The organism is Rhodococcus sp. no. 34 (assembly GCF_054589475.1).
The window spans coordinates 1-25637 of sequence record NZ_BAAILK010000046.1; the positions used below are offsets into that span (position 1 = coordinate 1).

The 25637-nt window shown below is 62.6% G+C and carries 26 protein-coding genes, 1 tRNA gene and 1 rRNA gene; 20 read left to right on the forward strand and 8 right to left on the reverse strand.

Annotated elements, in window-relative coordinates; genetic code table 11:
- From rrf to ACYP01_RS21335, 19 genes are all read left to right on the forward strand, one after another.
- Positions 1-92 (forward strand): 5S ribosomal RNA (gene rrf / locus ACYP01_RS21245); the annotation flags it as partial.
- 61 nt (positions 93-153) lie between these two features.
- The gene (locus ACYP01_RS21250) at positions 154-1095 is read left to right on the forward strand and encodes a tetratricopeptide repeat protein (RefSeq protein WP_073513327.1); all 942 of its coding nucleotides are present in this window, start codon (positions 154-156) and stop codon (positions 1093-1095) included.
- Positions 1092-2075, forward strand: coding sequence for an HAD-IIA family hydrolase (locus ACYP01_RS21255; protein WP_192712365.1), 984 nt, complete (start codon positions 1092-1094; stop codon positions 2073-2075). The genes ACYP01_RS21250 and ACYP01_RS21255 overlap by 4 nt, the downstream gene beginning before the upstream one ends.
- A gap of 76 nt (positions 2076-2151) precedes the next feature.
- Positions 2152-2394, forward strand: a complete 243-nt coding sequence (locus ACYP01_RS21260) for a hypothetical protein (protein ID WP_003946140.1) — start codon at positions 2152-2154, stop codon at positions 2392-2394.
- Position 2395: 1 nt separating this feature from the next.
- Positions 2396-3235, forward strand: a complete 840-nt coding sequence (locus tag ACYP01_RS21265) for a TlyA family RNA methyltransferase (protein WP_054782208.1) — start codon at positions 2396-2398, stop codon at positions 3233-3235.
- Complete coding sequence (locus tag ACYP01_RS21270) at positions 3232-4179, forward strand: NAD kinase (protein WP_003946132.1); 948 nt, start codon at positions 3232-3234, stop codon at positions 4177-4179. Before ACYP01_RS21265 ends, ACYP01_RS21270 begins: the two co-directional genes overlap by 4 nt.
- A 2-nt stretch (positions 4180-4181) precedes the next feature.
- Entirely contained in the window at positions 4182-5960 is a 1779-nt protein-coding gene (recN, locus tag ACYP01_RS21275; protein WP_003946143.1) for a DNA repair protein RecN, read from the forward strand.
- Between the two features lie 86 nt (positions 5961-6046).
- The gene (steA, locus tag ACYP01_RS21280) at positions 6047-7231 is read left to right on the forward strand and encodes a putative cytokinetic ring protein SteA (RefSeq protein ID WP_007731902.1); all 1185 of its coding nucleotides are present in this window, start codon (positions 6047-6049) and stop codon (positions 7229-7231) included.
- A complete protein-coding gene (locus tag ACYP01_RS21285; protein ID WP_459682273.1) occupies positions 7228-8181 on the forward strand; it encodes a copper transporter in 954 nt (317 codons plus the stop codon). The genes steA and ACYP01_RS21285 overlap by 4 nt, the downstream gene beginning before the upstream one ends.
- A 156-nt stretch (positions 8182-8337) precedes the next feature.
- Positions 8338-10098, forward strand: a complete 1761-nt coding sequence (locus ACYP01_RS21290; protein ID WP_003946139.1) for a CTP synthase — start codon at positions 8338-8340, stop codon at positions 10096-10098.
- A gap of 6 nt (positions 10099-10104) precedes the next feature.
- A complete protein-coding gene (locus ACYP01_RS21295; protein ID WP_276116973.1) occupies positions 10105-10737 on the forward strand; it encodes an NUDIX domain-containing protein in 633 nt (210 codons plus the stop codon).
- Position 10738: 1 nt separating this feature from the next.
- Positions 10739-11662 (forward strand): site-specific tyrosine recombinase XerD, encoded by a 924-nt coding sequence (gene xerD / locus ACYP01_RS21300; protein WP_459682276.1) that lies wholly within the window; start codon positions 10739-10741, stop codon positions 11660-11662.
- Between the two features lie 143 nt (positions 11663-11805).
- On the forward strand, positions 11806-12819 hold the full coding sequence (locus ACYP01_RS21305) for a ParA family protein (protein WP_003946138.1): 1014 nt from the start codon (positions 11806-11808) through the stop codon (positions 12817-12819).
- Positions 12819-13691 carry a segregation and condensation protein A gene (locus tag ACYP01_RS21310; RefSeq protein ID WP_019748586.1) on the forward strand — a complete coding sequence of 291 codons (873 nt, stop codon included), beginning with the start codon at positions 12819-12821 and terminating at the stop codon, positions 13689-13691. The genes ACYP01_RS21305 and ACYP01_RS21310 overlap by 1 nt, the downstream gene beginning before the upstream one ends.
- Positions 13688-14416, forward strand: a complete 729-nt coding sequence (gene scpB, locus ACYP01_RS21315) for an SMC-Scp complex subunit ScpB (protein WP_378446103.1) — start codon at positions 13688-13690, stop codon at positions 14414-14416. Before ACYP01_RS21310 ends, scpB begins: the two co-directional genes overlap by 4 nt.
- Before the next feature lie 77 nt (positions 14417-14493).
- Positions 14494-15915 (forward strand): pseudouridine synthase, encoded by a 1422-nt coding sequence (locus ACYP01_RS21320; protein WP_019748584.1) that lies wholly within the window; start codon positions 14494-14496, stop codon positions 15913-15915.
- 11 nt (positions 15916-15926) lie between these two features.
- Positions 15927-16607: a (d)CMP kinase gene (gene cmk, locus ACYP01_RS21325; protein WP_170320421.1), complete on the forward strand. Its 681-nt coding sequence runs from the start codon at positions 15927-15929 to the stop codon at positions 16605-16607.
- On the forward strand, positions 16604-18031 hold the full coding sequence (der, locus tag ACYP01_RS21330; protein WP_003946199.1) for a ribosome biogenesis GTPase Der: 1428 nt from the start codon (positions 16604-16606) through the stop codon (positions 18029-18031). The genes cmk and der overlap by 4 nt, the downstream gene beginning before the upstream one ends.
- A 102-nt stretch (positions 18032-18133) precedes the next feature.
- A tRNA-Pro gene (locus tag ACYP01_RS21335) sits at positions 18134-18207 on the forward strand.
- A gap of 60 nt (positions 18208-18267) precedes the next feature.
- Here the strand turns inward: ACYP01_RS21335 and ACYP01_RS21340 are convergent.
- Both ACYP01_RS21340 and ACYP01_RS21345 read right to left on the reverse strand, forming a co-directional pair.
- Entirely contained in the window at positions 18268-18429 is a 162-nt protein-coding gene (locus tag ACYP01_RS21340) for a hypothetical protein (RefSeq protein WP_459682282.1), read from the reverse strand.
- Positions 18430-18648: 219 nt separating this feature from the next.
- Positions 18649-19074, reverse strand: coding sequence for a hypothetical protein (locus ACYP01_RS21345; RefSeq protein WP_064444631.1), 426 nt, complete (start codon positions 19072-19074; stop codon positions 18649-18651).
- Positions 19075-19540: 466 nt separating this feature from the next.
- On the opposite strand from ACYP01_RS21345, the gene ACYP01_RS21350 reads away from it, so the two are divergent.
- A complete protein-coding gene (locus ACYP01_RS21350; RefSeq protein ID WP_021333520.1) occupies positions 19541-19996 on the forward strand; it encodes a hypothetical protein in 456 nt (151 codons plus the stop codon).
- Here the strand turns inward: ACYP01_RS21350 and ACYP01_RS21355 are convergent, their stop codons facing one another.
- The 6 genes from ACYP01_RS21355 to ACYP01_RS21380 all read right to left on the reverse strand — a co-directional run bounded on the left by ACYP01_RS21355 (position 19997) and on the right by ACYP01_RS21380 (position 25613).
- A complete protein-coding gene (locus ACYP01_RS21355; protein ID WP_042451032.1) occupies positions 19997-20338 on the reverse strand; it encodes a hypothetical protein in 342 nt (113 codons plus the stop codon).
- Between the two features lie 35 nt (positions 20339-20373).
- Positions 20374-21054, reverse strand: coding sequence for a hypothetical protein (locus tag ACYP01_RS21360; RefSeq protein WP_459682287.1), 681 nt, complete (start codon positions 21052-21054; stop codon positions 20374-20376).
- A gap of 176 nt (positions 21055-21230) precedes the next feature.
- Positions 21231-22115 (reverse strand): SCO6745 family protein, encoded by an 885-nt coding sequence (locus ACYP01_RS21365; RefSeq protein ID WP_063316365.1) that lies wholly within the window; start codon positions 22113-22115, stop codon positions 21231-21233.
- A 65-nt stretch (positions 22116-22180) separates the two neighbouring features.
- Positions 22181-23041 carry an ABC transporter permease gene (locus ACYP01_RS21370; protein ID WP_020969703.1) on the reverse strand — a complete coding sequence of 287 codons (861 nt, stop codon included), beginning with the start codon at positions 23039-23041 and terminating at the stop codon, positions 22181-22183.
- A complete protein-coding gene (locus ACYP01_RS21375; protein WP_459682291.1) occupies positions 23038-24000 on the reverse strand; it encodes an ABC transporter permease in 963 nt (320 codons plus the stop codon). The genes ACYP01_RS21370 and ACYP01_RS21375 overlap by 4 nt, the downstream gene beginning before the upstream one ends.
- 80 nt (positions 24001-24080) lie before the next feature.
- Positions 24081-25613, reverse strand: a complete 1533-nt coding sequence (locus ACYP01_RS21380; RefSeq protein WP_459682293.1) for an ABC transporter substrate-binding protein — start codon at positions 25611-25613, stop codon at positions 24081-24083.
- Positions 25614-25637: the final 24 nt, after the last annotated feature.

Below are 25637 nucleotides of genomic sequence, written 5' to 3' on the forward strand. Positions count from 1 at the left end.
CGCCCGGTCCCATTCCGAACCCGGAAGCTAAGCCCTTCAGCGCCGATGGTACTGCACTCGACAGGGTGTGGGAGAGTAGGACACCGCCGAACACCCGTTAACCGAAAGGGGACCCAACATATTGGGTCCCCTTTCGTGCGTTGTATGAGAGGAATGACTGTGTCGGAGAATGGCGACGAGCGTCGGTCCTTCCGTGGGGGAGGAGCGCCTCGATCAGGTGGCCCCCGTCGTGACAACGACGGGCGTGGATCACGCGGCGCTGCAGGCGGAGACCGCCGCGGAGGTGCCGGAGACAACAACCGTGGCGGTGCTGGAAACAGTAACCGCGGCGGCGGATTCAACGGCGGACAGCGTCGCGGCGGCGAGGGTGGGTTCACCCCTCGTGGACGCGACGGCGACCGCAACCGTCAGCAAGCACGACCTGACGAACCGGATTTGCCCGACAACGTAGAGCCCACCGAGTTGGACCCGGCCGTTCGTCGGGATCTGCTCAGCCTCGACAAGGACAACGCCAACACAGTTGCGCGTCACCTCGTCATGGCGGGCAAGCTCGTCGACGAAGATCCGGAACTCGCACTGCTCCACGCTCGCGCTGCGCGTCAGCGCGCCGGCCGAATTGCGGTCGTTCGTGAAGCTGCCGGAATCACCGCGTACCACGCCGGTGAATGGGCTGAAGCTCTCTCCGAGCTTCGTGCTGCCCGTCGAATGGCTGGTGGACCGGGTCTGATCGCTGTCATGGCCGACTGCGAACGCGGTTTGGGTCGACCAGAACGCGCGATCGAGCTCGGCCGTAGCGACGAGGCTGCCCTGCTTTCGGGCGACGAGGCGTCTGAGTTGAGGATCGTCGTCGCAGGCGCCCGCATGGATCTCGGTCAGTTCGATCAGGCAGTTGTCACACTGCAGACCAAGGATCTGGACGCAGCGCGTACCGGTGAAGCTGCGGCTCGGCTGTTCTACGCCTACGCCGATGCCCTCGTTGCAGCTGGTCGTGTCGAAGACGGACTGAAGTGGTTCCTCAACGCTGCAGCTGCTGACCTCGAGGGTGACACGGATGCTGAAGAACGGGTGGCCGAGTTGACCGGAGAAGATCAGTGACCGTGCTTCGTACTCAGTACGACGTACTTTTGCTCGATCTCGACGGCACGCTGTACGCCGGAGCTCATGCGATTCCCGGCACCCAGGCAGCTCTCGGTCAGGGCACGCAGGCCTTGTACTACGTGACCAACAATGCGAGTCGCTCACCTTCGGCAGTGTCGGCGCATCTGACCGAACTCGGTTTCGATTCCGAAGACGATCGTGTCGTCACCAGTTCTCAGACGGCGGTGCGTCTGTTGGCGGAGCGTCTCGAACCCGGTGCCGCTGTGCTCGTCGTCGGTACCGACGCATTGGCCGACGAGGTGACGCGCGTCGGGTTGCTTCCGGTGCGCGAATTCGCGGATTCTCCGGTTGCTGTCGTTCAAGGACATTCGACGGAGACCAACTGGTCGATCCTTGCCGAGGCGTGCTTGGCGATCCGGGCCGGTGCGCTGTGGGTAGCGGCAAACCTGGACACAACGCTGCCGTCGGAGCGGGGTTTGGTGCTGGGCAACGGCTCGATGGTGGCAGCTCTACGCGCTGCGACCAAGCGGGAACCGTTGGTGGCAGGTAAGCCTGCTGCACCGCTGATGGAGGACGCGCTCGCTCGCAGTGGGTGCTCACGTCCGCTGGTGGTCGGTGATCGTTTGGACACCGATATCGAAGGCGCACACGCTGTTTCGATCGACTCGTTGTTGGTTCTCACCGGTGTGAGCACGCCGGGCGACGTACTACGGGCTCCGATTGAGCAGCGCCCCACCTACATTGCAGCAACTCTGGATTCGCTCAATCAGCCGGCCGTCGAATCGCTGGTCGGTGCGGACTCCAAGTGGTCTGTTTCAGTGAACGGGTCGGCGCTGGTTGTCGACGGCCCGGTTGTCGGGGACGAGATGTCGCTTCTACGCGCGGTTGCGCCTGTCGCATGGGCTAATCCGTCGTTCCGGACCCTGGAAGCGTCGGATGCCGGCGTGGCGGATCTGTTTGCATCCTGGCTCGTCTGATCTCTCGCAAATGTGTTCGACTCGCGGGGGTGTGGGTGTATGCGTAACCGAGAGTCATGCACTAACGTTGTGCCCGATGAGCACGCCGACACCGCACCCCGGAAACACGAGTAACGGATCTCCGTTGCCCGGGCCACGCCCTTCCGTCGATCCGGAACGCATACGTTCTGACGTCGACGGTTTGCTGGCGCGCCTCGGCGGCATCGAACAGGATCCGAACGATCAGCACGGAGCAGGTGTGATTCCGCAGAAGGCACATATTTTGGAACAGGCACACGAGGTGCTCGTCCAGGCACTCGCCTCTGTGGACAGGGCTTGACGTGGCACGTAGAGCACGGGTGGACGCCGAACTTGTCCGTCGCGGACTCGCACGGTCACGAGATCATGCGCAAGAACTGATTTCCGCCGGGCGAGTTCTCATCTCGGGAGCCGTTGCGACCAAGCCTGCGACGGCGATCGAAGCCGGTACTCCGCTTCGGGTCGTCGAGGTGGAACAGGAAGTCTCATGGGCCTCGCGAGGGGCGCATAAATTGATCGGCGCCCTAGACGCTTTCGGGTCCGAAGGATTGACGGTCGAAGGCCGACGCTGCCTCGACGCCGGCGCATCCACCGGTGGGTTCACCGATGTTCTGCTGACGCGTGGTGCGAAAGAAGTTGTCGCAGTCGACGTCGGTTACGGACAACTGGTGTGGCGGCTGCAGTCCGACGACCGGGTGCACGTCATCGACCGAACCAATGTTCGTGCAATTGATGCGGAGACCATCGGCGGAACTGTCGATCTCGTTGTCGCGGACTTGTCGTTCATTTCTCTCAAACTTGTACTCGGGGCGTTTGTCGCCTGTACTGCTGACGGCGCGGACCTGGTTCCGATGGTGAAGCCTCAGTTCGAGGTGGGCAAGGACCGCGTCGGTGCCGGTGGCGTCGTACGAGATCCGGAATTGCGAATCTCGGCTGTGCTCGACGTGTCGGAGGCTGCTGCAAAGGTAGGTCTGCGGACGTTAGGTGTTGTGGCCAGCCCATTGCCCGGTCCGTCGGGAAATGTCGAGTATTTCCTGTGGCTTCGAAAGACAGGTTCGCCCGGTGATCACGAGCCGGACACCGAGGGAATTCCTTCGGTGGAGGACATGATTCGCAAGGCTGTAGAGGAAGGGCCCCAGTGAACGCGGTCACGAACGGCGAGTCGCGCGAGATCCTTCTTGTCGCACACCCTGGTCGACGTGACATCACGGAAACCGCCAAGCGAGTCGGGAAGATTTTCGAACGGGCGGGAATCGGGCTGCGAGTCCTCGTCGACGAAGCAGACAGCTCGCGCATCGAAGCAATGACGGAACCCGCGGGCTTCTCTGCGCCGGGTCTCGACGTCACGGTTGTTCATCCCGGCCCTGATGCTGCCGTCGGATGCGAGTTGGTTCTGGTTCTCGGTGGTGACGGCACATTTCTGCGCGCCGCCGAACTCGCTCAAGAAGCGTCCATTCCGGTACTGGGCATCAACCTCGGACGGATCGGATTTCTGGCAGAGACCGAGGCCGAGCATCTCGACGAGGCTCTCGCACAGGTAGTTCGCAAGGAATATCGCGTCGAGTCCCGTATGACACTCGACGTCGTGATTCGGGTGGACGACGAGATCATCGACCGCGGGTGGGCGCTCAACGAGGCCAGCATCGAGAACCGTTCGCGTTTGGGAGTTCTCGAAGTTGTCCTCGAAGTCGACGGCCGACCGGTGTCTGCCTTCGGTTGCGACGGTGTTCTCGTGTCCACTCCTACAGGCTCGACTGCTTACGCATTTTCCGCAGGCGGCCCTGTCGTGTGGCCCGAACTCGAAGCTTTGCTCGTCGTACCCAGCAACGCGCATGCGCTGTTCGCGCGGCCGTTGGTCACCAGCCCGAATTCGATCATCGCGGTGGAGACCGTCGCCGGTAGCCACGACGGCCTGGTCTTCTGCGACGGGCGTCGTACGTTGGAACTGCCTGCCGGCGCTCGCGTCGAGATCGTTCGCGGCGCCACTCCCGTCAAGTGGGTCCGGTTGGACTCTGCGCCCTTCGCTGATCGGATGGTTCGCAAGTTCGAGCTTCCGGTTACCGGATGGCGAGGAAGGAAGCCCTAATCGTGCTCGCAGAGATCCGTATCGACAGTCTTGGTGTGATCTCCGAGGCCAGCGCCCAGTTCCACGAGGGCCTGACTGTCCTGACCGGTGAAACCGGCGCAGGTAAAACGATGGTCGTCACCAGCTTGCACCTCCTCAGCGGAGCGCGAGCCGATGCCGGTCGGGTGCGGTTGGGCGCGTCGCGAGCCGTCGTCGAAGGACGATTCATCGCCGACGACGTCTCACCGGCCACCGAGCGTGAGATCGTCCGAATCCTGGAATCGTCCGGCGCCGAGCGCGACGAGGACGGGACCATCATCGCCGTCCGGACAGTCGGCAGCGACGGCCGCTCACGGGCTCATCTCGGCGGACGAAGCGTGCCGGCGGGAGTTCTCTCCGAATTCACGGACCCACTTCTGACTGTCCACGGACAGAACGATCAGCTGCGATTGCTTCGTCCCGACCAGCAACGCAATGCGCTGGACCGCTTCGGGGACAAGGCAATCGGAACGCTGCTGACGAGGTACCGCAAACACCGTCGTGAATGGCTCGATGCTCGTTCGGAGTTGATCGAACGCACGTCGAAGGCTCGTGAACTGGCGCAAGAAGCAGATCAGTTGACCTTCGCGCTCAACGAAATCGACGGCGTGGCACCCGAGCCAGGCGAGGACACGGCAATCGTTGCCGAAGTTCGACGACTCAGTGAACTCGATTCGCTCCGCTCGGCTGCGGAAGAGGCGCACGCTGCGCTCGCCGGTAGTGACGACATGGCCAGCGGCGACGTCGGGGTCATGCCGGCGCTAGACCTGATGTCCGAAGCGCGGGCGCGTATCGAGTCGGTCACCGACGCAGATCTGGACGGCCTCGGTTCCCGTTTGGCCGACGCTATTGCCGTCGTCACCGATGTTGCCGGTGACCTGAACACCTATCTGTCCGGGCTGCCCGCAGACCCGGGTGCTCTGGACTCGCTGCTGTCGCGGCAATCGGAACTGAAGACTCTGACTCGCAAGTACGCCGCCGATGTCGACGGTGTTCTCGAATGGGCAGATACCGCTCGCGCTCGTCTGTCCAAACTCGACGTGTCGTCGGATGCGTTGTCGCTGTTGGCCAAGCAGGTCGAGGAGACGGCTGGCCTCACCGCGGAAGCCGCCACAAAGCTGAGCGCCGCCAGAGTCAAGGCAGCGGCAAAGCTCGCCAAAGCCGTCAGCGCGGAACTCGCCGGTCTGGCGATGGGACGTGCGGGCCTCGAGGTGACCGTCCGTTCTCAGCCTGCGGGCCCGCAGGACTCGGCGCCGCTCAGTGTCGGGGGAGTAGACCTTCATGCCGGGTCTGCCGGCGTCGACGAGGTGGAATTTCGTCTGTCTGCGCACAGCGGGGCACCGTCACTTCCGATCAGCAAGAGCGCTTCCGGTGGCGAGCTGTCACGCGTCATGCTGGCGCTCGAGGTTGTTCTCGCTGGTAGCGACACCGGCGCGACGATGGTTTTCGACGAAGTGGACGCGGGGGTCGGTGGTCGCGCTGCTGTCGAGATCGGCCGCCGATTGGCGAAACTTGCTCGTACGCATCAGGTTATCGTCGTCACCCACCTTCCGCAGGTTGCTGCGTTTGCCGACACCCACCTCGTGGTGGACAAGGTCGACGACAAAGGCGGAGTGGTGAGCAGTGGCGTGCGGACCTTGTCGGATTCGGATCGGGTGGTCGAATTGGCCCGTATGTTGGCAGGGCTGGACGACACCGAGACCGGTCGTGCGCACGCCGAAGAACTGCTCGAGATCGCGAATGCGGCCCGCGTCACAGATTGAAGGTTCTGTGGTGTTGGTGTGACTGATGTGGTAGTTGTCGGCGCGCCTCCACCGGTCAACGCGGTTTCAGGTTCATCATCGAAGCCATGAAGATGCCCGGATTGCTCTCACGTAACACCGAATCCTTGCCTGGGATCAGTGGCATCGCCAGGGCCGATCGGAACACGGCGAAGCTTCTACGCCGCGTCGGTCCTGGAGACATCGTGATCCTCGACGAAGTCGACATCGATCGCCGGACCGCCGATGCTCTGGTGAAAGCCGGAGTCATGGCCGTGGTCAACGCGTCGCCGTCGATTTCGGGGCGGTACCCCAACCTCGGACCGGAAGTGATCGTCGCCAACGACATCGTTCTGATCGATGCCGTAGACGGTGACGTCTTCAAGAACGTCAAGGACGGCAGCAAGATCCGCCTGCACGAGGGCGAGATCTTCAACGGCGAGAAGAGCCTCGTCAAGGGCGAAGAGCAGACCGAGGCCGAGATCTCCGATCGGATGATCGAGGCCAAGACCGGCCTGGTCGATCACCTGGAAGCGTTCTCGGGTAACACCATCGAGTTCATCCGCACCGAAAGTCCTTTGCTGATCGACGGAATCGGTGTTCCGGACATCGACATCGACTTGAAGGATCGCCACGTCGTGGTCGTCTCCGACGGACCCGAACACGAGGCCGATCTGAAGAACCTCAAGCCCTTCATCAAGGAGTATTCGCCGATCCTGATCGGTGTCGGCGCAGGTGCGGACGTGTTGAGCAAGGCCGGATACCGCCCCGATCTGATCGTGGGCGACCCGGAAGAGATCACCAGTTCCACCCTCAAGTCCGGCGCGGAAGTTGTTCTGCCCGCAGACCAGGACGGTCATGCGGCGGGGCTTTCCCGAATCCAGGATCTCGGGATCGGGGCGATGACGTTCCCGGCGACCTGCTCACCGACCGACCTTGCGCTGCTGCTCGCCGATCACCACGGAGCTTCACTGATCGTGACGGTCGGCAACGTGGTGTCATTGGACGAGTTCTTCGACCGTGGGCGTCGTGAAAGCAATCCGTCGGCGTTCATGACACGGCTCAAGGTGGGACCGAAACTGGTCGACGCCAAGGCTGTGGCAACGCTGTATCGAAGTCGAGTGTCCGGCGGCGCGATCGCGCTCCTGGTGCTCGCCGCCCTGGTGGCAGTGATCGTCGCCCTGGTCGTGTCCAATGCCGGTAGTGAAGTTCTCGACTGGGCAATCGCAACGTGGAACAGCTTCGCGCTGTGGGTTCAGGGGCTCTTCAAGTGATTTCGATGCGTCAACATGCAATTTCCATAGCGGCAATCTTCCTGGCACTCGCGATCGGCGTGGTGCTCGGTTCCGGAATGCTGTCCAGTGGATTGCTTTCGGGTCTGCGCGACGACAAGGCGGACCTGCAGAACGAGATCGAAGACCTCAATCAACAGTCCAATCAGCTTCAGCAGCAACTCAATTCCGCGGACGGCTTCGATGCTGCTGTCGGCGGTCGCGTCGTGCGTGACAGTCTCGCTGGTCGCACCGTCGTCGTCATCACGGCACCGGACGCGGATCCCAGTGATCTCGACGGTGTCAACCGACTCGTCACTGCCGCCGGCGGTGCCGTGACCGGACGCGTCTCGCTCACCGATTCGTTTGTCGACGCCACCGGTGGTGACCGCTTGCGGACCGTCGTCACCAATGTCATCCCTGCGGGGATCACCCTCAAGACCGGTGCGGTCGATCAGGGCAGTCTCGCGGGTGATCTGCTCGGTTCGGTTCTGCTTCTCAACGGGCAGAACAGCGAGCCGCAGAGCACTCCGGACGAGATGAATCTCGCGCTCGACTCGCTGCGTAGCGCCGGTTTCATCAGCTACGACGACGGAGCGGTCAAGCCGGCTCAGCTCGCCGTGGTTCTCACCGGCGACAACAAGAGTGATTCCGACGCAGCCACGGGTAACCGCGGCGCCGTCATCGCCCGGTTCGCCGGTGCTCTCGACGGACGTGGCGCAGGAACGATTCTCGCGGGCCGGCCTGGCTCGGCCGAGGGCAGTGGTCCGGTTGCCGTCGCTCGTGCGGACGCGGCGCTCTCAGCGGGCTTGACGACCATCGACAACATCGATCGGGAGTCGGGCAAGATCACCACGCCGTTGGCGCTGCAGGAACAGTTGAACGGCGGCGCCGGCCGCTACGGCACGGGACCGGGAGCGGCGGCGGTCACCGTCGGCGCACCCACCAACTGAACACCCCGGTATTGATACGCCGGTCACATCGGGGGCGGAAAGTCGGCGCGTTGTAGGCACCGACCCCCGATAGGTGTTACCGTGAAATCCCGTGGGTCGGCAGGCCCCAGCATGCTTCATCAGACCAAGCCCTGCACAGTCGTCACGGGAGCCCCTTTGCCACAGTCACGCACTAACACGCGTACCGCCACCAAGCACATCTTCGTCAGCGGAGGTGTAGCTTCCTCGCTCGGCAAAGGTTTGACCGCCTCGAGCCTGGGACAGTTGTTGACCGCGCGGGGAATGCGCGTGACCATGCAGAAGCTCGATCCCTATCTCAATGTGGATCCGGGCACCATGAACCCCTTCCAGCACGGCGAGGTCTTCGTCACCGAAGACGGTGCCGAGACCGACCTCGACGTCGGACACTACGAGCGGTTCCTCGACCGTGACCTCTCCGGCCAGGCGAACGTCACCACCGGCCAGGTTTACTCGACGGTCATCGCCAAGGAACGCCGCGGCGAGTACCTCGGCGACACCGTTCAGGTCATCCCGCACATCACCGACGAGATCAAGCGTCGTATCCTCGAGATGAGCGGTCCGGATCTGCAGGGACACCGCCCGGACGTCGTGATCACCGAAATCGGTGGCACCGTCGGCGACATCGAATCGCAGCCCTTCCTCGAAGCCGCTCGCCAGGTCCGCCACGACGTCGGCCGCGACAACGTCTTCTTCCTGCACGTCTCCCTCGTGCCGTACCTCGGCCCCTCCGGAGAGCTCAAGACCAAGCCCACGCAGCACTCGGTTGCGTCGTTGCGCAGCATCGGCATTCAGCCCGACGCGCTGATCCTTCGTTGCGATCGTGACGTTCCGCAGGGCCTCAAGAACAAGATCGCCCTGATGTGCGACGTGGACGTCGACGCCTGCATCTCGACGCCCGACGCTCCCTCGATCTACGACATCCCGAAGGTTCTGCACCGTGAGGGCCTCGACGCTTACGTCGTTCGCCAGCTCGGTCTCCCGTTCCGCGACGTCGACTGGACCGTGTGGGGCAACCTCCTCGATCGTGTTCACCAGCCGCGTGAGACCGTGCGGGTCGCGTTGGTCGGCAAGTACGTCGACCTGCCCGACGCATACCTATCCGTCACCGAGGCACTGCGCGCCGGTGGATTCGCGAACCGGTCCAAGGTCGAGATCTCCTGGGTCCCGTCGGACGCCTGTGAGACCGAAGCCGGAGCGCAGGCCGCTCTCGGTGACGTCGACGGTGTTCTGATCCCCGGTGGCTTCGGCATCCGCGGCATCGAAGGCAAGCTCGGCGCGATCCGTTTCGCACGTTCGCGCAAGCTGCCGCTGCTGGGTCTGTGCCTGGGTCTGCAGTGCGTCGTCATCGAAGCTGCTCGTAGCGTCGGCCTCGACGATGCCAACTCGGCCGAGTTCGAGCCGGACACCAAGCATCCGGTCATCTCCACGATGGCTGATCAGGAAGACGTCATTGCCGGTGACGCCGACCTCGGTGGCACCATGCGTCTGGGTGCTTACCCGGCCGTGCTGACCAAGGGTTCCGTCGTCGCTCAGGCCTACGGAACCGAGGACGTCTCCGAGCGTCACCGTCACCGCTACGAGGTCAACAACACCTACCGCGACCGGATTGCCAAGTCCGGCTTGCAGTTCAGCGGAACCTCACCGGACGGTCATCTGGTCGAGTTCGTCGAGTACCCGCGTGAGCAGCATCCGTTCTTCGTTGCCACCCAGGCACACCCGGAGCTCAAGAGCCGCCCGACACGCCCGCATCCGCTGTTCGCCGCCTTCGTCGAAGCAGCGTTGACGTACAAGCTCGAAGAGCGCCTGCCCGTCGACGTCCACGGTGACGAGAAGATCGACACCGCCGCCACCGAGACGGCGCTCGACGCTGCAGTCGAGAACGTGGAAAAGGTCTAGCCACACATGAGCGATCCCGGTCGGCACGAATTCGACACCCTCGGCTCCAAGACGGTCTACACCGGCGCGATCATCGCGTTGCGCGTCGACACCGTTGCGATGCCTGGTGGTCAGCGTGCCGATCGGGAAGTCGTCGAGCATCACGGCGCCGTTGCCGTCGTGGCACTGGACGAGCACAACAACCTGGTGCTGATTCACCAGTACCGTCACCCGCTCGGGCACCGGTTGTGGGAAATCCCTGCCGGTCTGCTCGACGCTCCGGGGGAGAGCCCGGTCGAGGCGGCAGCGCGCGAGCTGGGCGAAGAAACCGGACTCGGCGCCGATCGATGGTCGGTGCTGGTCGATGTCGCTCTCTCACCCGGGTTCACGGACGAGGCGGTTCGCGTCTTCCTCGCCGAGGGGCTGCACGAGGTGGAGCGCGACGATCCCGAACACGAAGAAGCCGATCTCGAGATTTCGCGGGTTCCGCTCGCCGACGCCGTCGACATGGCGCTACGCGGCGACATCGTCAATGCCACAGCGGTATCGGGCATACTCGCGATCGCCACCGCACGTGCGACGGGAAAGCCGCTGCGCCCCGCCGACGCACCGTGGCCCGATCGTCCGCGCGCATTCGGAGAACGCAAGTCGCGAGCCTGAAGTGCTTGCCCGACAGGTGGACTCGTATCTCGACCATCTAGCGGTCGAGCGAGGATCGGCGCGCAACACTCTACTTTCCTATCGCCGTGACCTGAATCGGTATGCGGAGTACCTGAACGGACGCGGCATCGACGACGTCGCGGGCGTGGCGGAAAACGACGTCACCGAATTCGTGACACATCTGCGGCTCGGTGACTCCGAGGCCGGCGTCGTACCGTTGGCGGCCAGTTCGGCGGCACGCACCCTGATCGCGGTTCGCGGATTCCACAAGTTCTCCGCCGCCGAAGGTCTGGTCAGCGTTGACGTGGCCCGAACGGTCAAGCCGCCGACGCCCGGACGCAAGCTGCCCAAGGCCCTGCCTCTCGACGACGTGATCGCCCTGCTCGACGCTTCGGGTGGCGGTGCGGCCGGTGACGGGCCCCGCGACCTGCGGGATCGCGCTCTGCTCGAGCTCCTGTACTCGACCGGTGCGCGAATCACAGAGGCGATCGATCTGGACGTCGACGACATCGATACCGAAACCCGTTCCGTGCTCCTCAAAGGCAAGGGCGGAAAGCAACGGATCGTCCCCGTCGGCAGGCCTGCGATCGCCGCCGTAGACGCGTATCTCGTCCGTGGGCGCCCCAGCCTGGCGACGCGCGGTGTTCCTGCCCTGTTTCTCAACGCCCGCGGGGGCCGCCTTTCGCGTCAAAGCGCGTGGCAGATTCTTCAGGATGCGGCGGCGTCGGCGGGAATCAAGGCGGACGTCTCACCCCACACGCTCAGGCACTCGTTTGCCACACACCTGCTGGACGGCGGCGCGGACGTACGTGTCGTGCAGGAACTCCTTGGCCACGCTTCGGTAACCACCACGCAGATCTACACACTGGTCACCGTCACCGCGTTGCGCGAAGTGTGGGCTCAGGCACACCCGCGTGCCCGTTAGGGGTTGGTTGGCTCATGCGTGTCTGCGAGACCATTCGGTGATGTAAGCGGTAGCGTTCAAGGAGCGCGAGCGGCCTCCACCGCAGTTTCGGGGGTTTGCCGGCGCCGAGAGCAACCGCCGAAAGAGTAGGGGAGCATCGGACCGTGTCGACATCGCAGCCACCAGCGGCGGAGTCCGCGCCGCCGCATGTCAATGCCCAACTCTTCGAGCGCGTGAACGAATCAGCACCAGCTGTACCCTCCGAACCAGAGGCGATGTTCGAAATAGATACGACGCCAGTAGCCTCTCCACCTGCGGAAACCCTGACCGTTTCCGCGGAAGAACTCGGCCCGACAGGCCGACCGGTCCGCGAGGTGCCGCAACCGACACCGTTGGCGCACCACGGACCCGCGATGATCATCGCGATGTGCAACCAGAAGGGCGGCGTCGGCAAGACGACGTCGACCATCAACCTGGGTGCATCGTTGGCCGAATACGGTCGTCGAGTGCTCCTGGTGGATCTCGATCCCCAAGGCGCGTTGTCCGCCGGACTGGGCGTTCAGCATCATGACCTGGAACTGACCGTCCATAACCTTCTGGTCGAACCACGTGTGTCCATCGACGATGTGTTGATGCGAACCCGGGTAGACGGCCTCGACCTGCTCCCCAGCAACATCGACCTTTCGGCCGCCGAGATCCAATTGGTCACCGAGGTCGGGCGTGAGCAGACCTTGGGGCGCGTGTTGCACCCTGTTCTCGATCGGTACGACTACGTGCTCATCGACTGCCAGCCGTCGCTTGGCCTGCTCACCGTGAATGCGCTGGCCTGCGCCGATTCGGTCATCATTCCGATGGAATGCGAGTACTTCAGCCTGCGCGGCCTGGCACTGCTCAACGACACCGTCGAAAAGGTGCACGACCGTCTCAATCCGAAGCTCGAGTTGGCCGGCATCGTCGTCACGATGTTCGACGCTCGGACCCTGCACGCTCGTGAGGTGATGGCGCGCGTCGTCGAGGTGTTCGGCGACGTCGTCTACGACACGGTGATCAACCGCACCGTTCGATTCCCCGAAACCAGCGTCGCCGGTGAGCCGATCACGACGTGGGCGCCGAAATCGGCTGGGGCCGAGGCATATCGAGCATTGGCCCGCGAGGTCATTCACCGGTCTGGTCGTTAGTGGAACTGATTGCATCGCAAGAAGATCCGGTCGAAGTCGAGCCGGATTCGATCGACCCGAACGTGCCGACCGACGCTCAGACCGCAGCCAAGGCTGCCGGTTTCCGAGTCACTCTCAGGAACTTCGAAGGCCCGTTCGATCTGCTGTTGAACCTGATCAATCAACGGCAACTCGATGTCACCGAAGTCGCCCTTCACACCGTCACGGACGATTTCATCGCGTACACCAAGGAACTCGGCAGTGCGATGGGCCTCGATCAGACGACAGAGTTTCTGGTCGTCGCGGCCACGCTTCTGGACCTGAAAGCCGCAAGGCTGTTGCCCGCCGGGCAGGTCGAGGACGCCGAGGATCTGGCGCTTCTCGAAGCCCGCGACCTTCTCTTCGCGCGACTGCTGCAGTACCGGGCGTACAAACAAGTTGCGGCGCTGTTCGGTGAGTTGGAGGAAGCCGCACTGCGGCGCTATCCGCGGTCGGTTGCCGTCGAGGATCAGTTCACCGAACTCCTGCCCGAGGTGTTGTTGGGCGTCGACCCTCAGCGTTTTGCGGAGATCGCGGCGACGGTGTTCACACCGCGTCCGGTGCCGACGGTGGGCCTCGATCACCTCCATGTGTCCAATATCTCGATACCCGAGCAGGCCGAGCGAATTCTCGAGTTGCTGCGCGAGCGAGGCATAGGGGAGTGGACACCCTTCGGGGACCTCGTTGCCGAGTGTGAGATCACCGTCGAGATAGTCGCAAGATTTCTCGCGTTGCTCGAGCTGTATCGCCGGCAGGTCATCGTGTTCGAGCAACCCGAAGCCCTCGGACCGCTGATGGTGAGTTGGACCGGAGACGACCCGGCCGCGCCGGTCACAGAGGAGGACTACGGATGAACGCCGAGCCGACGGAATCGGAATCTTCGCAGCTAGACGAGATGATCGAGCCTACTGACGACGCCGCGGTTTCCGAAGATTCTGCCCCCGATTTCGACCTCGACGACGATCAACTCGACGCAGTGCTGGAGTCGCTTCTGCTCGTCGTGGACTCACCGGCCGAAGTGAACCAACTCGCATCTGTCACCGGTACCGCACCGGAGCGCGTCGAACAACGTCTGACGTTGATGTCGGCCGCATTGACCGCTCGCGGCAGCGGAATGGACCTTCGCTACGCGGGCGACGGATGGCGTCTGTACACGCGACAAGAGTTTGCCCCGTACGTGGAAAAGCTGCTATTGGACGGCGCACGCACCAAATTGACCAGGGCGGCATTGGAAACTTTGGCCGTAGTCGCATACCGTCAACCGTTGACTCGTGCGCGGATCAGTGCGGTACGAGGCGTCAACGTGGACGGGGTGGTACGCACCCTCCTTGCCCGCGGACTGATCGCGGAAGCCGGGCCTGACCCGGACACCAACGCGACACGGTACTCCACGACCGAACTGTTCCTCGAACGGCTCGGCCTGGCCTCGCTGAGCGAGCTCCCGGAGTTGGCCCCGCTCTTGCCTGATGTCGATCTCATCGACGACATCAGCGAAAGCCTGGAATCCGATCCGCGATTTGCGAGAATGAACAAGGCAGACGTGCCCGCTGACGTAGTGGACACCGAAGTCGACGACTGACCGGAATCCCGGCGCTCGTCAGCACCGAGAAAGACCCGACCACGCTCGGGAAACAGTAGAAAACTGACAGGAAAAAAGTGAACAATCCCGCTCGCCGAGATGGCACACCGGACCGTAACAACTCCCGCGACAACCGCGGCGCACGCAGCGATGCCCCCCGTGGTGGTCGCAGCGACGCCCCCCGCGGCGCACGTAGCGAAGCGCCCCGTGGTGGACGCAGCAACACTTCCCGCAGTACCTCTGGATACGACCGCAACGCCGGATCCGACCGTCCCCGCACGGACGACCGTCGCGGTGGATTCAATGATGACCGTCGCCCGCCGCGCAGTGATGACCGTCGCCCGCCGCGCAGCGATGACCGTCGCCCCGCACGTACGGACGACCGTCGTGGTGGCTACAACGACGACCGTCGCGGACCGCGCACTGACGACCGCCGCGGACCCCGCAGCGATGACCGCCGTACCCCCCACGTCGACGCCCGTCGCGCACCGCGTGGCGGCGCCGACCGTCGTAGTGACGATCAGCGCGGCGCACGCCCCGACGCTCCTCGTGGCGGCGCATGGTCGAACGCACCTCGTGGATCCAAGTTCGACGGACCTCCGCGCAAGCGCCCGGCAGCTCCCACACCGCCGGCGACCAACAAGCGTGGCAAGCCGAAGACCGAGAAGCCGCAGCGTGTCGTCTCTCAGAACCCGTTGGTCTCCAACGCCAAGCCGGCGCGTCACCAGCATGCCGAGATCACCAAGCACGACGGCCCGCCGAAGGGCGACGGCGTCCGCTTGCAGAAGGTGCTGGCTCAGGCCGGCGTCGCATCACGCCGTGCAGCTGAAGAGCTGATCGACCAGGGTCGCGTCGAGGTCGACGGCCGCATCGTGGTCGAACAGGGTCTGCGTGTCGACCCCGAGAACGCAGTGGTTCGTGTCGACGGCGTCCGCGTCGTCGTGCAGAAGGACCTCGTCTACCTCGCGATGAACAAGCCGCGTGGCTGGCAGTGCACCATGTCCGACGATCTCGGTCGTCCGTGCGTCGGCGACATCGTCTCCGAGCGCGTTCAGTCGGGTCAGCGACTCTTCCACGTCGGCCGCCTCGACGCCGACACCGAAGGCTTGCTCCTCTTCACCAACGACGGCGATCTGGCTCACCGCCTGATGCACCCGTCGTTCGAGGTTCCGAAGACGTACCTCGCCACGGTTCACGGCGTTGTCGAGCGCAGCACCGGCAAGCAGTTGCGCGACGGTGTCACCCTCGACGACGGTCCGGCCAAGGTGGACGCGTTCACCGTGCTCGAGATCAACGAGGGCAAGACGCTCGTCAAGCTGGTTCTGCACGAGGGTCGTAAGCACATCGTGCGTCGCCTCCTCGATGCCGTCGGTCACCCCGTTGTCCGTCTGGTTCGCACCAACGTCGGAGTTGTCGCCCTCGGCGATCAGCGTCCGGGAACGCAGCGCGTCCTCGGACGTAGCGAGGTCGGTGGACTGTACGAGGCGGTCGGCCTGTGACCGATTCGTCCATGCCGCTGGTAGTCGCTATGGACGGACCGTCCGGAACCGGCAAGTCCAGCGTCTCTCGCGCGTTGGCGCAGCGTTTGGGTGCTCGCTACCTCGACACCGGAGCCATTTACCGGATCGCGACCCTGCACGTGCTTCGTCAGGGAATCGATCTGGCTGATTCCGCCGCGATCACCGCTGCCGTTGCGGCATTGCCGTGGTCCATCGGTACCGATCCAAGCAGTGAGCAGGTGCATCTCGACGGCGCGGACGTCAGTGAGGAGATCCGCGGCGACGCGGTCACCAAGGCTGTCTCCGCGGTCTCGGCTGTGCCCGAGGTTCGCGACCTGCTGGTCGCCACTCAGCGTGAGCTGGCGGCGGGTGCGGAGCGGATCGTCGTGGAAGGTCGCGACATCGGAACCGTCGTACTCCCCGATGCAGACGTCAAGATCTTCTTGACCGCATCGGCGGAAACCCGTGCGGCACGGCGCAATACGCAGAACATCGGCCAAGGCCGTGAAGACAATTACGAAGCGGTGCTGGCTGATGTGCAGCGCCGTGACCATCTCGATTCGACTCGGGCAGTGTCGCCGTTGCGCCCTGCCGACGACTCCATTCTGGTGGATACGAGCGAATTGGGAATTGAAGATGTGATCGCCAAGTTGCTGTTGGTGGTCAGCGACAGAACTGGAGCAGTGCAGTGAGCGACGATCTGGTAACCGAATATGCCGGTGACGGAACTTGGTCCGAGGAATCGGAGTGGGATTACGCCGATCTCGAAGCGGACGGCGAAGGCGAAGCGCACATTGCCGTCCCGACCTTGGCTGTTGTCGGTCGACCGAACGTCGGCAAGTCGACGCTCGTCAACCGCATCATCGGCCGTCGTGAAGCGGTAGTCGAGGACATCCCCGGCGTTACCCGTGACCGTGTCTCGTACGAGGCGAACTGGGCCGGACGACGCTTCCTCGTCCAGGACACCGGCGGATGGGAGCCCGACGCAAAGGGTCTTCAGCAGGCCGTTGCCCGGCAGGCCGAGTTGGCCATGGGAACGGCTGATGCCATTCTCCTGGTCGTCGACGCTGTTGTCGGCGCTACGGCGACGGACGAAGCTGTGGCTCGCGTGCTTCGCCGCTCGAAGACTCCGGTCATCCTCGTTGCCAACAAGGTAGACGACGGACGCACCGAGTCCGAGGTTGCAGCGCTGTGGTCGTTGGGCCTCGGTCAGCCGTACTCCGTGAGTGCGACCCACGGCCGCGGCACCGGCGACCTGCTCGACGAGGTTCTCGAGAAGCTGCCGGAAACCCCGCGTGAAGGTATCCCCGGCGGCGGTCCGCGTCGTGTTGCTCTCGTCGGAAAGCCGAATGTCGGAAAGTCCAGCTTGCTCAACAAGCTGTCCGGTGACGAGCGGTCCGTCGTGCACAATGTTGCCGGCACCACCGTCGACCCCGTCGACTCCATCGTCGAACTCGGCGGGCGCCCTTGGCGTTTCGTCGACACGGCTGGTCTGCGCAAGCGTGTCAGCCATGCCAGCGGTGCCGAGTTCTATGCGTCGCTGCGTACGAAGAGCGCGATCGAGGCCGCTGAGGTCGCGATCCTGCTCATCGACGCACACGAGCCGATCACCGAGCAGGACCTGCGTGTTCTGAGCATGGTGGCCGACACGGGACGTGCATTGGTGATCGCATTCAACAAGTGGGACCTCGTGGACGAGGACCGTCGACTCATGCTGGACAAGGAAGTGGACCGCGATCTGGTCCGCGTTCCGTGGGCTCAGCGAGTCAACATCTCCGCCCACACCGGTCGCGCCGTGGCGAAGCTCGTGCCGGCTCTCGACACGGCTCTGGAGTCCTGGGACAAGCGCATCCCCACGGGTCGCCTGAACACCTGGCTCAAGGAAGTTGTGGCAGCAACGCCGCCTCCGATGCGTGGTGGTCGCCTTCCTCGCATCATGTTCGCGACGCAGGCAAGCACGCGCCCGCCTACATTCGTTCTCTTCACCACGGGCTTCCTCGAGGCCGGCTACCGCCGCTTCATCGAGCGGCGTCTGCGTGAAGAGTTCAACTTCGACGGCAGCCCGATCCGCGTATCCGTCCGAGTGCGCGAGAAGCGTGACCGTAAGGGCCGCTGATTCTGCGTCCAATTCGGTACTGAAACGGCTCTGACCAGCCGATTGGTACTTCGGCCCGTCCCTGATGTAATCTTTCCAAGCGCCCGAAACAAGGGCGTGGGACGGGCTGTGGCGCAGCTTGGTAGCGCACTTGACTGGGGGTCAAGTGGTCGCAGGTTCAAATCCTGTCAGCCCGACCGAAGTTAGATCAAAAGGCAGTTTCTCAGAAATGAGAAACTGCCTTTTTGTTTGTGCCTTCAATGGTTCGGCAACGGATCATGCGGGAAGTCCTGCGCTGACGTGATCTCCGCGTCGGCAGCGTTCACGACTGCAACATATTCTTCGTCGATCTCGTACGTTATGCCCGCCGCAGTGAAGTGCGGCGTGGACGCAGTATCGACCGGGCCGAGGACGGTCATTCTTGGAAACTGGGTGAGGATCGACCTCGGTACTTTTCTGGACCGAAAGCTCGTCGAGAAGACGGTGATCGCCTTTCGGCTCACCACGACAAACACACTCGGTTTCGCGCTCATCAGAACTTCTGCTGGAAACGCGTAGTGGATCTCGTCGTCTGGATGCAAGTGGGAGCGAAGGCGCGCACGGACACTCGCGGAAACCGGCATGCGCGGAAGGCTAGCTCAGGTTCGCTGACTGAGGCGAATATTGTGAACGGCAACGGTTACTCCGAAGAGCGCGATCAGAATGGCGGTAAAGATTGCTGCCAACCACCACGGCGCCGAACCTGCTGTATTCAGCCAGATGGTCAGTGCACCGAAAATTGTAGTCGGAATGCCGACAGCACGAGACAGGTCGACGTTCCTCGGATTGACCGGCGGTGTTCTCCGCCAATGAAGGCGATGTCCTCGATTCTCACGCAGCATTCGCAGGATGGACCAGACAGTAAGCGGCAGACCAATCGCGAGGATGACCATCCCGCCAATGATCGCCAAAGTGCACCCGTCTCGGAAGTACGTCACGGCAGCGCCCACAACACCTGCAAAACCGATGGCCGTGAATACTTTCCACGCCGGGGTTATGGACTGGCCATGCGGTTGTGTTGCCATGCAAGCACCCTTCCACAAAATATAGTTGAGAACTCAACCCTGTTGCGGCCGTCGATTGTGCATCAGGGTGACAATCAAACTCGGTAGGCCGTTAACTACCCCGAGTACAGCGACTGCGATACCCGCACTCAAGAGAGGTGCTGTCTCCCAATAGTTGTCGACGATGGCAGATGCCCCGATCAAGCTCGATACCCAGCCCGTGAGTTGAGCACGTCGGACATGTTGTGCCGCTCGCGAGGAGGTCGGTCCTGCCGAGAGAGGTAATCTCCGCCCGTAGTCGCCGTGAGTTGCGAGGCGAGCGCCATAGATATGGGCACCAGTGGCAAGCGCCAGTGCTCCCCATGCGATCAACATAGTTTGATCCATTCTTTGATTAGCGTTGACGGTATCGCCCTTCCACGCAGTTCGAGTCGTAATTGCTTTCTTCTCCGGAGCGCAATTTCGCCTACTGGCATGATCTCTTCGTATGATTGGGATTCGGATCGCGTGGGTTGTATTGGCGGTCGCCACCGGGATTCTGGGATCCGCGACGGCACAGTGGCCGCTGTACGAGATCACCGATTGCGAAATAGGCCTCGGCCCGCTCAGTTCTGCCGATTGTTACCGCTCGATTCACGACTATTTCGGGCGGGAGCTCTTCTTGGTGCTGGCGTTGCCGGTGGCTCTGTGCGTTATTCCAGCCGTGATCCCACGACCATTAGTTTCCTGGATCGTCTCGGCGACAATGCTTTGCGCTGCAGTACTGGGTTTCTTTACCGCTTTCAGCTCTGGTATGCCTTCTCTGCTGTCGATGGTGGGGAGCCTCCCTGCTGCAGTGCTGGCATTGGTACTTGCTGCGGTGCATCAGGGGATCGCATTGCGCAACAAGGGCGCCATTGCGCGTGCGCGCAGTGGGGTTCGCGATACGCAGCCGAGTGAGTGATCAGTCGGGGCTGAAGAACAGTTCCATCGAGATCCAGAACCACGCCACCATTGCCGCCACAGAAAGGAACGCGAGCACCAATGGCAACGCGAATTGCCTGCCGGTGCGGCTGGGAATAGTCATAAGTCCGAGAATGACGAACACGGCGGCAGGCGCCGCCCAACTTATCCAGTAGGTGAGCGGTGGCGGGTTGGGGCCGAACGACGTGAACGAACGGTTCGGATAAAGCTGCGGCTGCGGGACATCTGCGAAATGTTGCCACAGGAGTACCAATGGCAGGTAGCCGAACAGCCCCAGTAGGAGGCCGACGACGAGTCCCGCGAAGATTCGCTCGCCCCTCATCTCGATGCGCCCGTCGGAATCAATCGTTCCACCGCCTATGCCACTTCTGGAAAGTCACGAGCCTGCATCCGTAGTGCCCACGCCCGGGCCGCAACGAACGTCACGGCCAATACGAGCACCACCAGCAGTACGACTGCAATCCAGGTGGGAGCGGCGGTGGAAAAGCCCAGCTTCCACGCAGTACCGACACCCGCAGCAGTCGCCGCCAACGCCCCTACCGGAAGCATCGCCGCGACCGCTCGCGTCGTGCGAACAGTAAGTCGATCCCCGGCAGCGCGAAGAACTCCGAACACGGCGGCGACCGAAAGGCCATAGGCCAGAAGACCGCTGACGGCGTAGACCAGGAGCGGGGACCATCCCATATCAACCGACCCGGTGAATGCCATTCCGATCAAGACCAACAGGGGCGTCAGCCCAAGCGTGACGCCTGCGATGCCTGCCACCACAGTTCGAACCAGTCGATTGTCTTGGCTTCCGGAGATTCGCACGCCCGCGAGGCGGAGCACGAACCCGGTCAGCGCGCCCAGAAGGGCGCCGATCACCGCAGCATCGATGGGCCAGGTCCATTGCGATTCACCCGCGAAGCCCGAGATTGTGGTGCCACCCGAAAAGAGGGTGATCGTGGCGGACGCCTGTGCCGATCCCTGTGTCAGCGCCGCCGTGACGATGGCAACGGTCGCACCGAACAAAGCAAACCCGAGTGCCTGTTTCCACATCTAGCCATCTTGACCCATCCCGCGGGAGAATTCGGCACAACGGCAGTCTCATCCGGATGCCTTCTCACTGTGCAGATTGGGGGCGCAGCCGACTTCGGCGATAATTGTGTGAAGGGGCTGGTGGTGACACCCTCGTCGTATCACCACCAGCCACGTTCGACACTCACGACCTGCTGTCACGCACGCAATCGGCGACGTGCTGCCAGTGCTGCCGGAAATCCGAGATCTGCATCGATCACTTCACCGGAGAGACGTTCCGAGATTTCGATCAGTCGACTGCATCCGGTCTCTCCGATCGCCTCGTACGGGTACGACCCCAGCACATCGGTCTGATGCTCAACCCGCTTCCGGCGATCGCGACCCACCTCGTTCAGGTGAAGCTCGGGGCCGTCTTCGAGCCATCCACGCGCCCGCACACCTTCGACGCCTTCCGCCCACTGATCGTTGTCCCATGCCCGGCTCATTTGCAGAGCAGCAGCAGGAACATCACCGGTTGCGGCGTGGACTACCAACGCTTCGACACCGTTGAGTCCCTCGGCGTGAAGAAGTGCGACATGAGAATCTCCGCGAAACTCCCGGAGCAAGGATTGGGCATGCCACAACACGAGATGAGGCTCCTCAGGCCACGGCAATGATGCGTGCCCACCGAACAGGGGTCGCCCTTGTGGTCTGTTGCAGGCGCGTTCCGCGGCTCGACGTGCGAGTTCGGCAGCTTCGCGAACTTCGGTGCCGTCGACATGTTCTCCCCAGGCCTTGCGCAGCGAACGGTCGACAGCGTCGAGTCGAGCGGTGAGGATCTGTTCGGGGGTGGCGATTGTCCAGGCTTCCGGCAGCACCGCGTGTACCAGTTCGGGGTTGAAGTTGAAGAACGTAGCGATGGTGACTTCAGCCGCTACTGCGCCCATGGGCGCAGACCGCGAAGCGAAGTAGCCCATTCGAGGGTGTGTAAAGCCCAGTGCGGCATATGCTTCCGCGCCGAAAGGGGTGAAGTAGATCATGCCGTGTATTGGTTCGGCTCCACGGAAGACGCGGCGCGCGGTTTCTGGTGCGATCGAGGTCATCGATAGTCCTTCATGCTGGTGGTGTGGTCTTCGAACAGTCGAGTCGGATGGTTGTTCTACGCCGGCTATCTCCCTCTGACATACATGCGGTCCCGGACGGCATCACCCACTCGGTAGACGGCCAGGACGACCAATGAAATCAGAATGCCGGAGGGGAGAATCTGTTGTGGTGCACTCAAGATGTGCAGGTACGCATCGGATAGGTCACCGCCCCAACTCGGAGTGGGGGGCTGTATTCCCAACCCCAGGAATGAGAGTGCCGCCTGCGCGAGAAAAGTCAGGCCGGTGAGCACGGTCACCTGAACGACAACCGGCCCGATTGCGTGCGGAAGAAGATGACGCAGGAGCACTACGTGCGGCGGGCATCCTGAGAGTCGCGCGCTCAGAACGAAGTCTCGGTTCCTCGTTTCGCTGACCCCGGCAGCCAGAATTCTTGCAATTGTGGGTGCATAGACGACTCCGAGCGCTGACATCGACGTGATCAGGCTCGGCCCCAGAACACCGGTAATAGCCACTGCGAGAACCAAACCTGGGAATGCCAGCAATGCGTCAGCCACCCGGAGGAGTGACGCGCCGATCCAGCGTGGCCAATATCCGGCGATCAACCCCCACGGAATTCCCAACAGCAGACTGACAGCGACAGCGATCGCGACGCCGAAGAAGGCGGAGCGTCCTCCCCAGATCAATCGACTGAGCACGTCACGACCGAAGCCGTCAGTGCCAAGGAGGTGCTGTGCACTCGGACCGGCGAACGTGTTGGTCAGGTTCTGATCGGTCGGACTGTGCGGAGCCACGAACGAAGCCAAGACGGACGCCGCTATCAGCGTTCCGAGAAAGCAGTAGCTGAGCCATAATCCGGGGTGCAGTCGAGGGAGAGCCCACTTGGAGCGGGTCTCGCCTGCGGTGGTCAGCGCGAGTTGGCTCACGAGATCGTTCCCTTCCTCAATTGTGGGCTGATCATGTTGTTGACGACGTCGACCAGGATGTTCACGAGAAGCACGATCACGACGAACAGCAACACAATGCCTTGAAGCATCGGATAATCTCGCGTGTCGATCGCAATGACGAGAGCGCTCCCGAGGCCCGGCAGCACGAAGATCTGCTCGAGAATGACCGTCGCACCCAGCATCGCCACGGCGAGCAATCCATAGACAGTGACAATCGTGGGAACGATGTTTCGTAGCGCGTAGCGCCACACGATCTTCCGCTCGTCGATACCCATCGCACGCGCAGTTCGTACGTAGTCACTTGACAGTGTCTCGATCATCGCAGCCCTGGTCTGCCGAACCGCAATCGATGCTGCGCCGGCAGCGAGCGCCGTTGCTGGTAGGACCAAATGGCTCAGGTTGTCGATCACACTGTTCTCGAGAGGAACCCAGCCGAGCACCGGTAGAACTCCGAAACCGAGGGCGAAGACATCGACCAGCACGATAGCGAGGAAGAAGTCCGGTACCGCGAGTCCGATCCCCGAAACCGTGCGGGTCAGACCATCGCTGCGTCGTCCCTGCCGCGTCGCGGTCCACACACCGAGCGGTATGGCGACGACGGCGGACAGTAACAGTGCGAGTACAACGAGCTCGGCGCTCGCCGGCAGGCGCGCAAGGATCTGTGGGCCGACGGGGGCGCTGTTCTGTAGCGACGTTCCCAGATCTCCGTGCAGAGCCGACACCACCCAGTTCCAGTACTGGACCAGCAGAGGTTGATTCAATCCGAGGCGCTCGTTGAGTGCCGCGATCGCTTCATCGCTGCCGTTCGGACCGAGAAGTGCCTCGGCTGGTCCACCGGGGATTATCCGGATAAGGGCAAAGGTTATGAAACTAGCGATGATCGCGGTAGGAATTATTTGTGCGAACCGGACGCCGATCATCCGTATGTAAGGATTCACCGGCGATCGGTGAGGGTTTCGGGTCGGAACGCTCTCAGGCTCGGGGGCCAACGAATTCTCTTGCGATACAACGGTCGTCGTCATGACTTCGAGAGGTACGTCAGATTGGGGGAGCCGTTCAGTGCGGGAACGGCCCCGTGGACGTTCTTCGTGTAGGCGACCACGTCGGGAGTGAAGTACAACGGTACGTACTCAGCGGACTTGATCACGACTTGATTGATCTGTTTGACGATGTCGAGCTGAGCGGTTTCGTCATACGTGTTGTTCAGCAGTGCGATCAGCTTCTCCAACTCCTCGTTGGGGACGGAATTCTGCCGGAAGTACGATCGCGAACCCAGAGAGGCTTCGAAATTGAGCGGTGCGGATGCTCGCGTGGGCCATCCCACGCTGAAGACGTCCGCGCTGTTGTGTGCGACGAACTCCGTAATCGCCTGAGGTCCACTCATTTCGACGAAGTCGACCTTGATGCCGACTTTCTCCCATTGTTCTCCGACAAGGACCGCGTTGGTCGAGTACGGCGGTAGGTTGCCTGCTAGTCCGCGCACGGTGACCCCATTCGGATACCTCGCCTCCGCTAGCAGCGATTTGGCCTTCTCCGGGTCGTACGGCCATGCATCTTCGGTTTCCTCGTCGTAGAACTGCGAACCGGGAGGATATTGACCGAACGCCGCAGTTCCTTCCGAGCTGTCCAGCGCGGCTCGCGCAATTGCCTTGCGGTCGAGCGCATACTGCATCGCCAGACGAACCCGGACGTCGTTAACCACAGGGTTCTTGTTGTTGATCACGACGAGCGCAACTCCGAGTCTCGGGTCGTGACTGACGTTCAGGTTGGGATTCCGTTCGAGGATCGGAGCACTCGACGGTGTGAGCCCGTATGCAAAATCCGCAGCGTTCGATGTCAGGGCATTTGTCAGCGCTGTGGGATTGGAGATCACCTGGATCTGGATCTTGGCGAGCTGGGGGCTGGGTGGACCTGCCGGTTTGTAATCGTCGAATCGACTGAATGTGTATGAACTGTTCGGGACTGCGCTGGTGAATGTGTACGGCCCTGCGCCTACAGGCTTGTTGGCGAAGTCTGCCCCTGCTGCTGCCAGCGCAGTGGGGGAGACCACCATTCCCAATCTGCCGTTGAGCCAGCCTGGTAAACCGGAGGTAGGTGAACTCAACGAGATCGTGACGTGATCTGGGGACGTTGCTTCGATGCTCTTGATCGTCGGGACGGAAACGATTCCGAGACTCAAGCAGTGTTCCATGCTTGCCTTGACGGCTGCTGCATCGACAGCTGTACCGTCGTGGAAGGTCAAGCCGTTCTGCAACGTCATCTCGAACGTCAGGTTGTCCGGTCCGGAGAAGCCCCACTCGCTGGCGATTCCGGGCCGCAACTTCTGGGTGGCAGGTTCCGCATCGATCAGTGGTGCATACATCAACTGTAAGTAGTCGATGTCGTATCCGATGTTTCCCGCACACGGGTCGAGCGAGGCGGGCACGTGCGATGTCGCGACCTTGAGTTCGGCGTTCGGATCGGCAGGTCCGGTATCGCCGGCGGTACCGGTGGCGCTGCTCGAACAGCCGCTGAGCACAAGAGCAGAAAGTGCAAACGCAGCTACCAGCACACGTGGGCCACTTTTCCCATGATT

Bases quoted from the DNA above. Each gene is read 5' to 3' on its own strand.
- ACYP01_RS21365 (WP_063316365.1), bottom strand. From the start codon at position 22,115: ATGACCTCGATCGCACCAGAAACCGCGCGCCGCGTCTTCCGTGGAGCC.
- ACYP01_RS21295 (WP_276116973.1), top strand. From the start codon at position 10,105: ATGAGCGATCCCGGTCGGCACGAATTCGACACCCTCGGCTCCAAGACG.
- ACYP01_RS21260 (WP_003946140.1), top strand. From the start codon at position 2,152: ATGAGCACGCCGACACCGCACCCCGGAAACACGAGTAACGGATCTCCG.
- ACYP01_RS21340 (WP_459682282.1), bottom strand. From the start codon at position 18,429: ATGACCGTCCTCGGCCCGGTCGATACTGCGTCCACGCCGCACTTCACT.
- ACYP01_RS21250 (WP_073513327.1), top strand. From the start codon at position 154: ATGACTGTGTCGGAGAATGGCGACGAGCGTCGGTCCTTCCGTGGGGGA.
- ACYP01_RS21350 (WP_021333520.1), top strand. From the start codon at position 19,541: ATGATTGGGATTCGGATCGCGTGGGTTGTATTGGCGGTCGCCACCGGG.
- cmk (WP_170320421.1), top strand. From the start codon at position 15,927: ATGCCGCTGGTAGTCGCTATGGACGGACCGTCCGGAACCGGCAAGTCC.
- steA (WP_007731902.1), top strand. From the start codon at position 6,047: ATGAAGATGCCCGGATTGCTCTCACGTAACACCGAATCCTTGCCTGGG.
- scpB (WP_378446103.1), top strand. From the start codon at position 13,688: ATGAACGCCGAGCCGACGGAATCGGAATCTTCGCAGCTAGACGAGATG.
- ACYP01_RS21360 (WP_459682287.1), bottom strand. From the start codon at position 21,054: ATGTGGAAACAGGCACTCGGGTTTGCTTTGTTCGGTGCGACCGTTGCC.
- ACYP01_RS21355 (WP_042451032.1), bottom strand. From the start codon at position 20,338: ATGAGGGGCGAGCGAATCTTCGCGGGACTCGTCGTCGGCCTCCTACTG.
- ACYP01_RS21345 (WP_064444631.1), bottom strand. From the start codon at position 19,074: ATGGCAACACAACCGCATGGCCAGTCCATAACCCCGGCGTGGAAAGTA.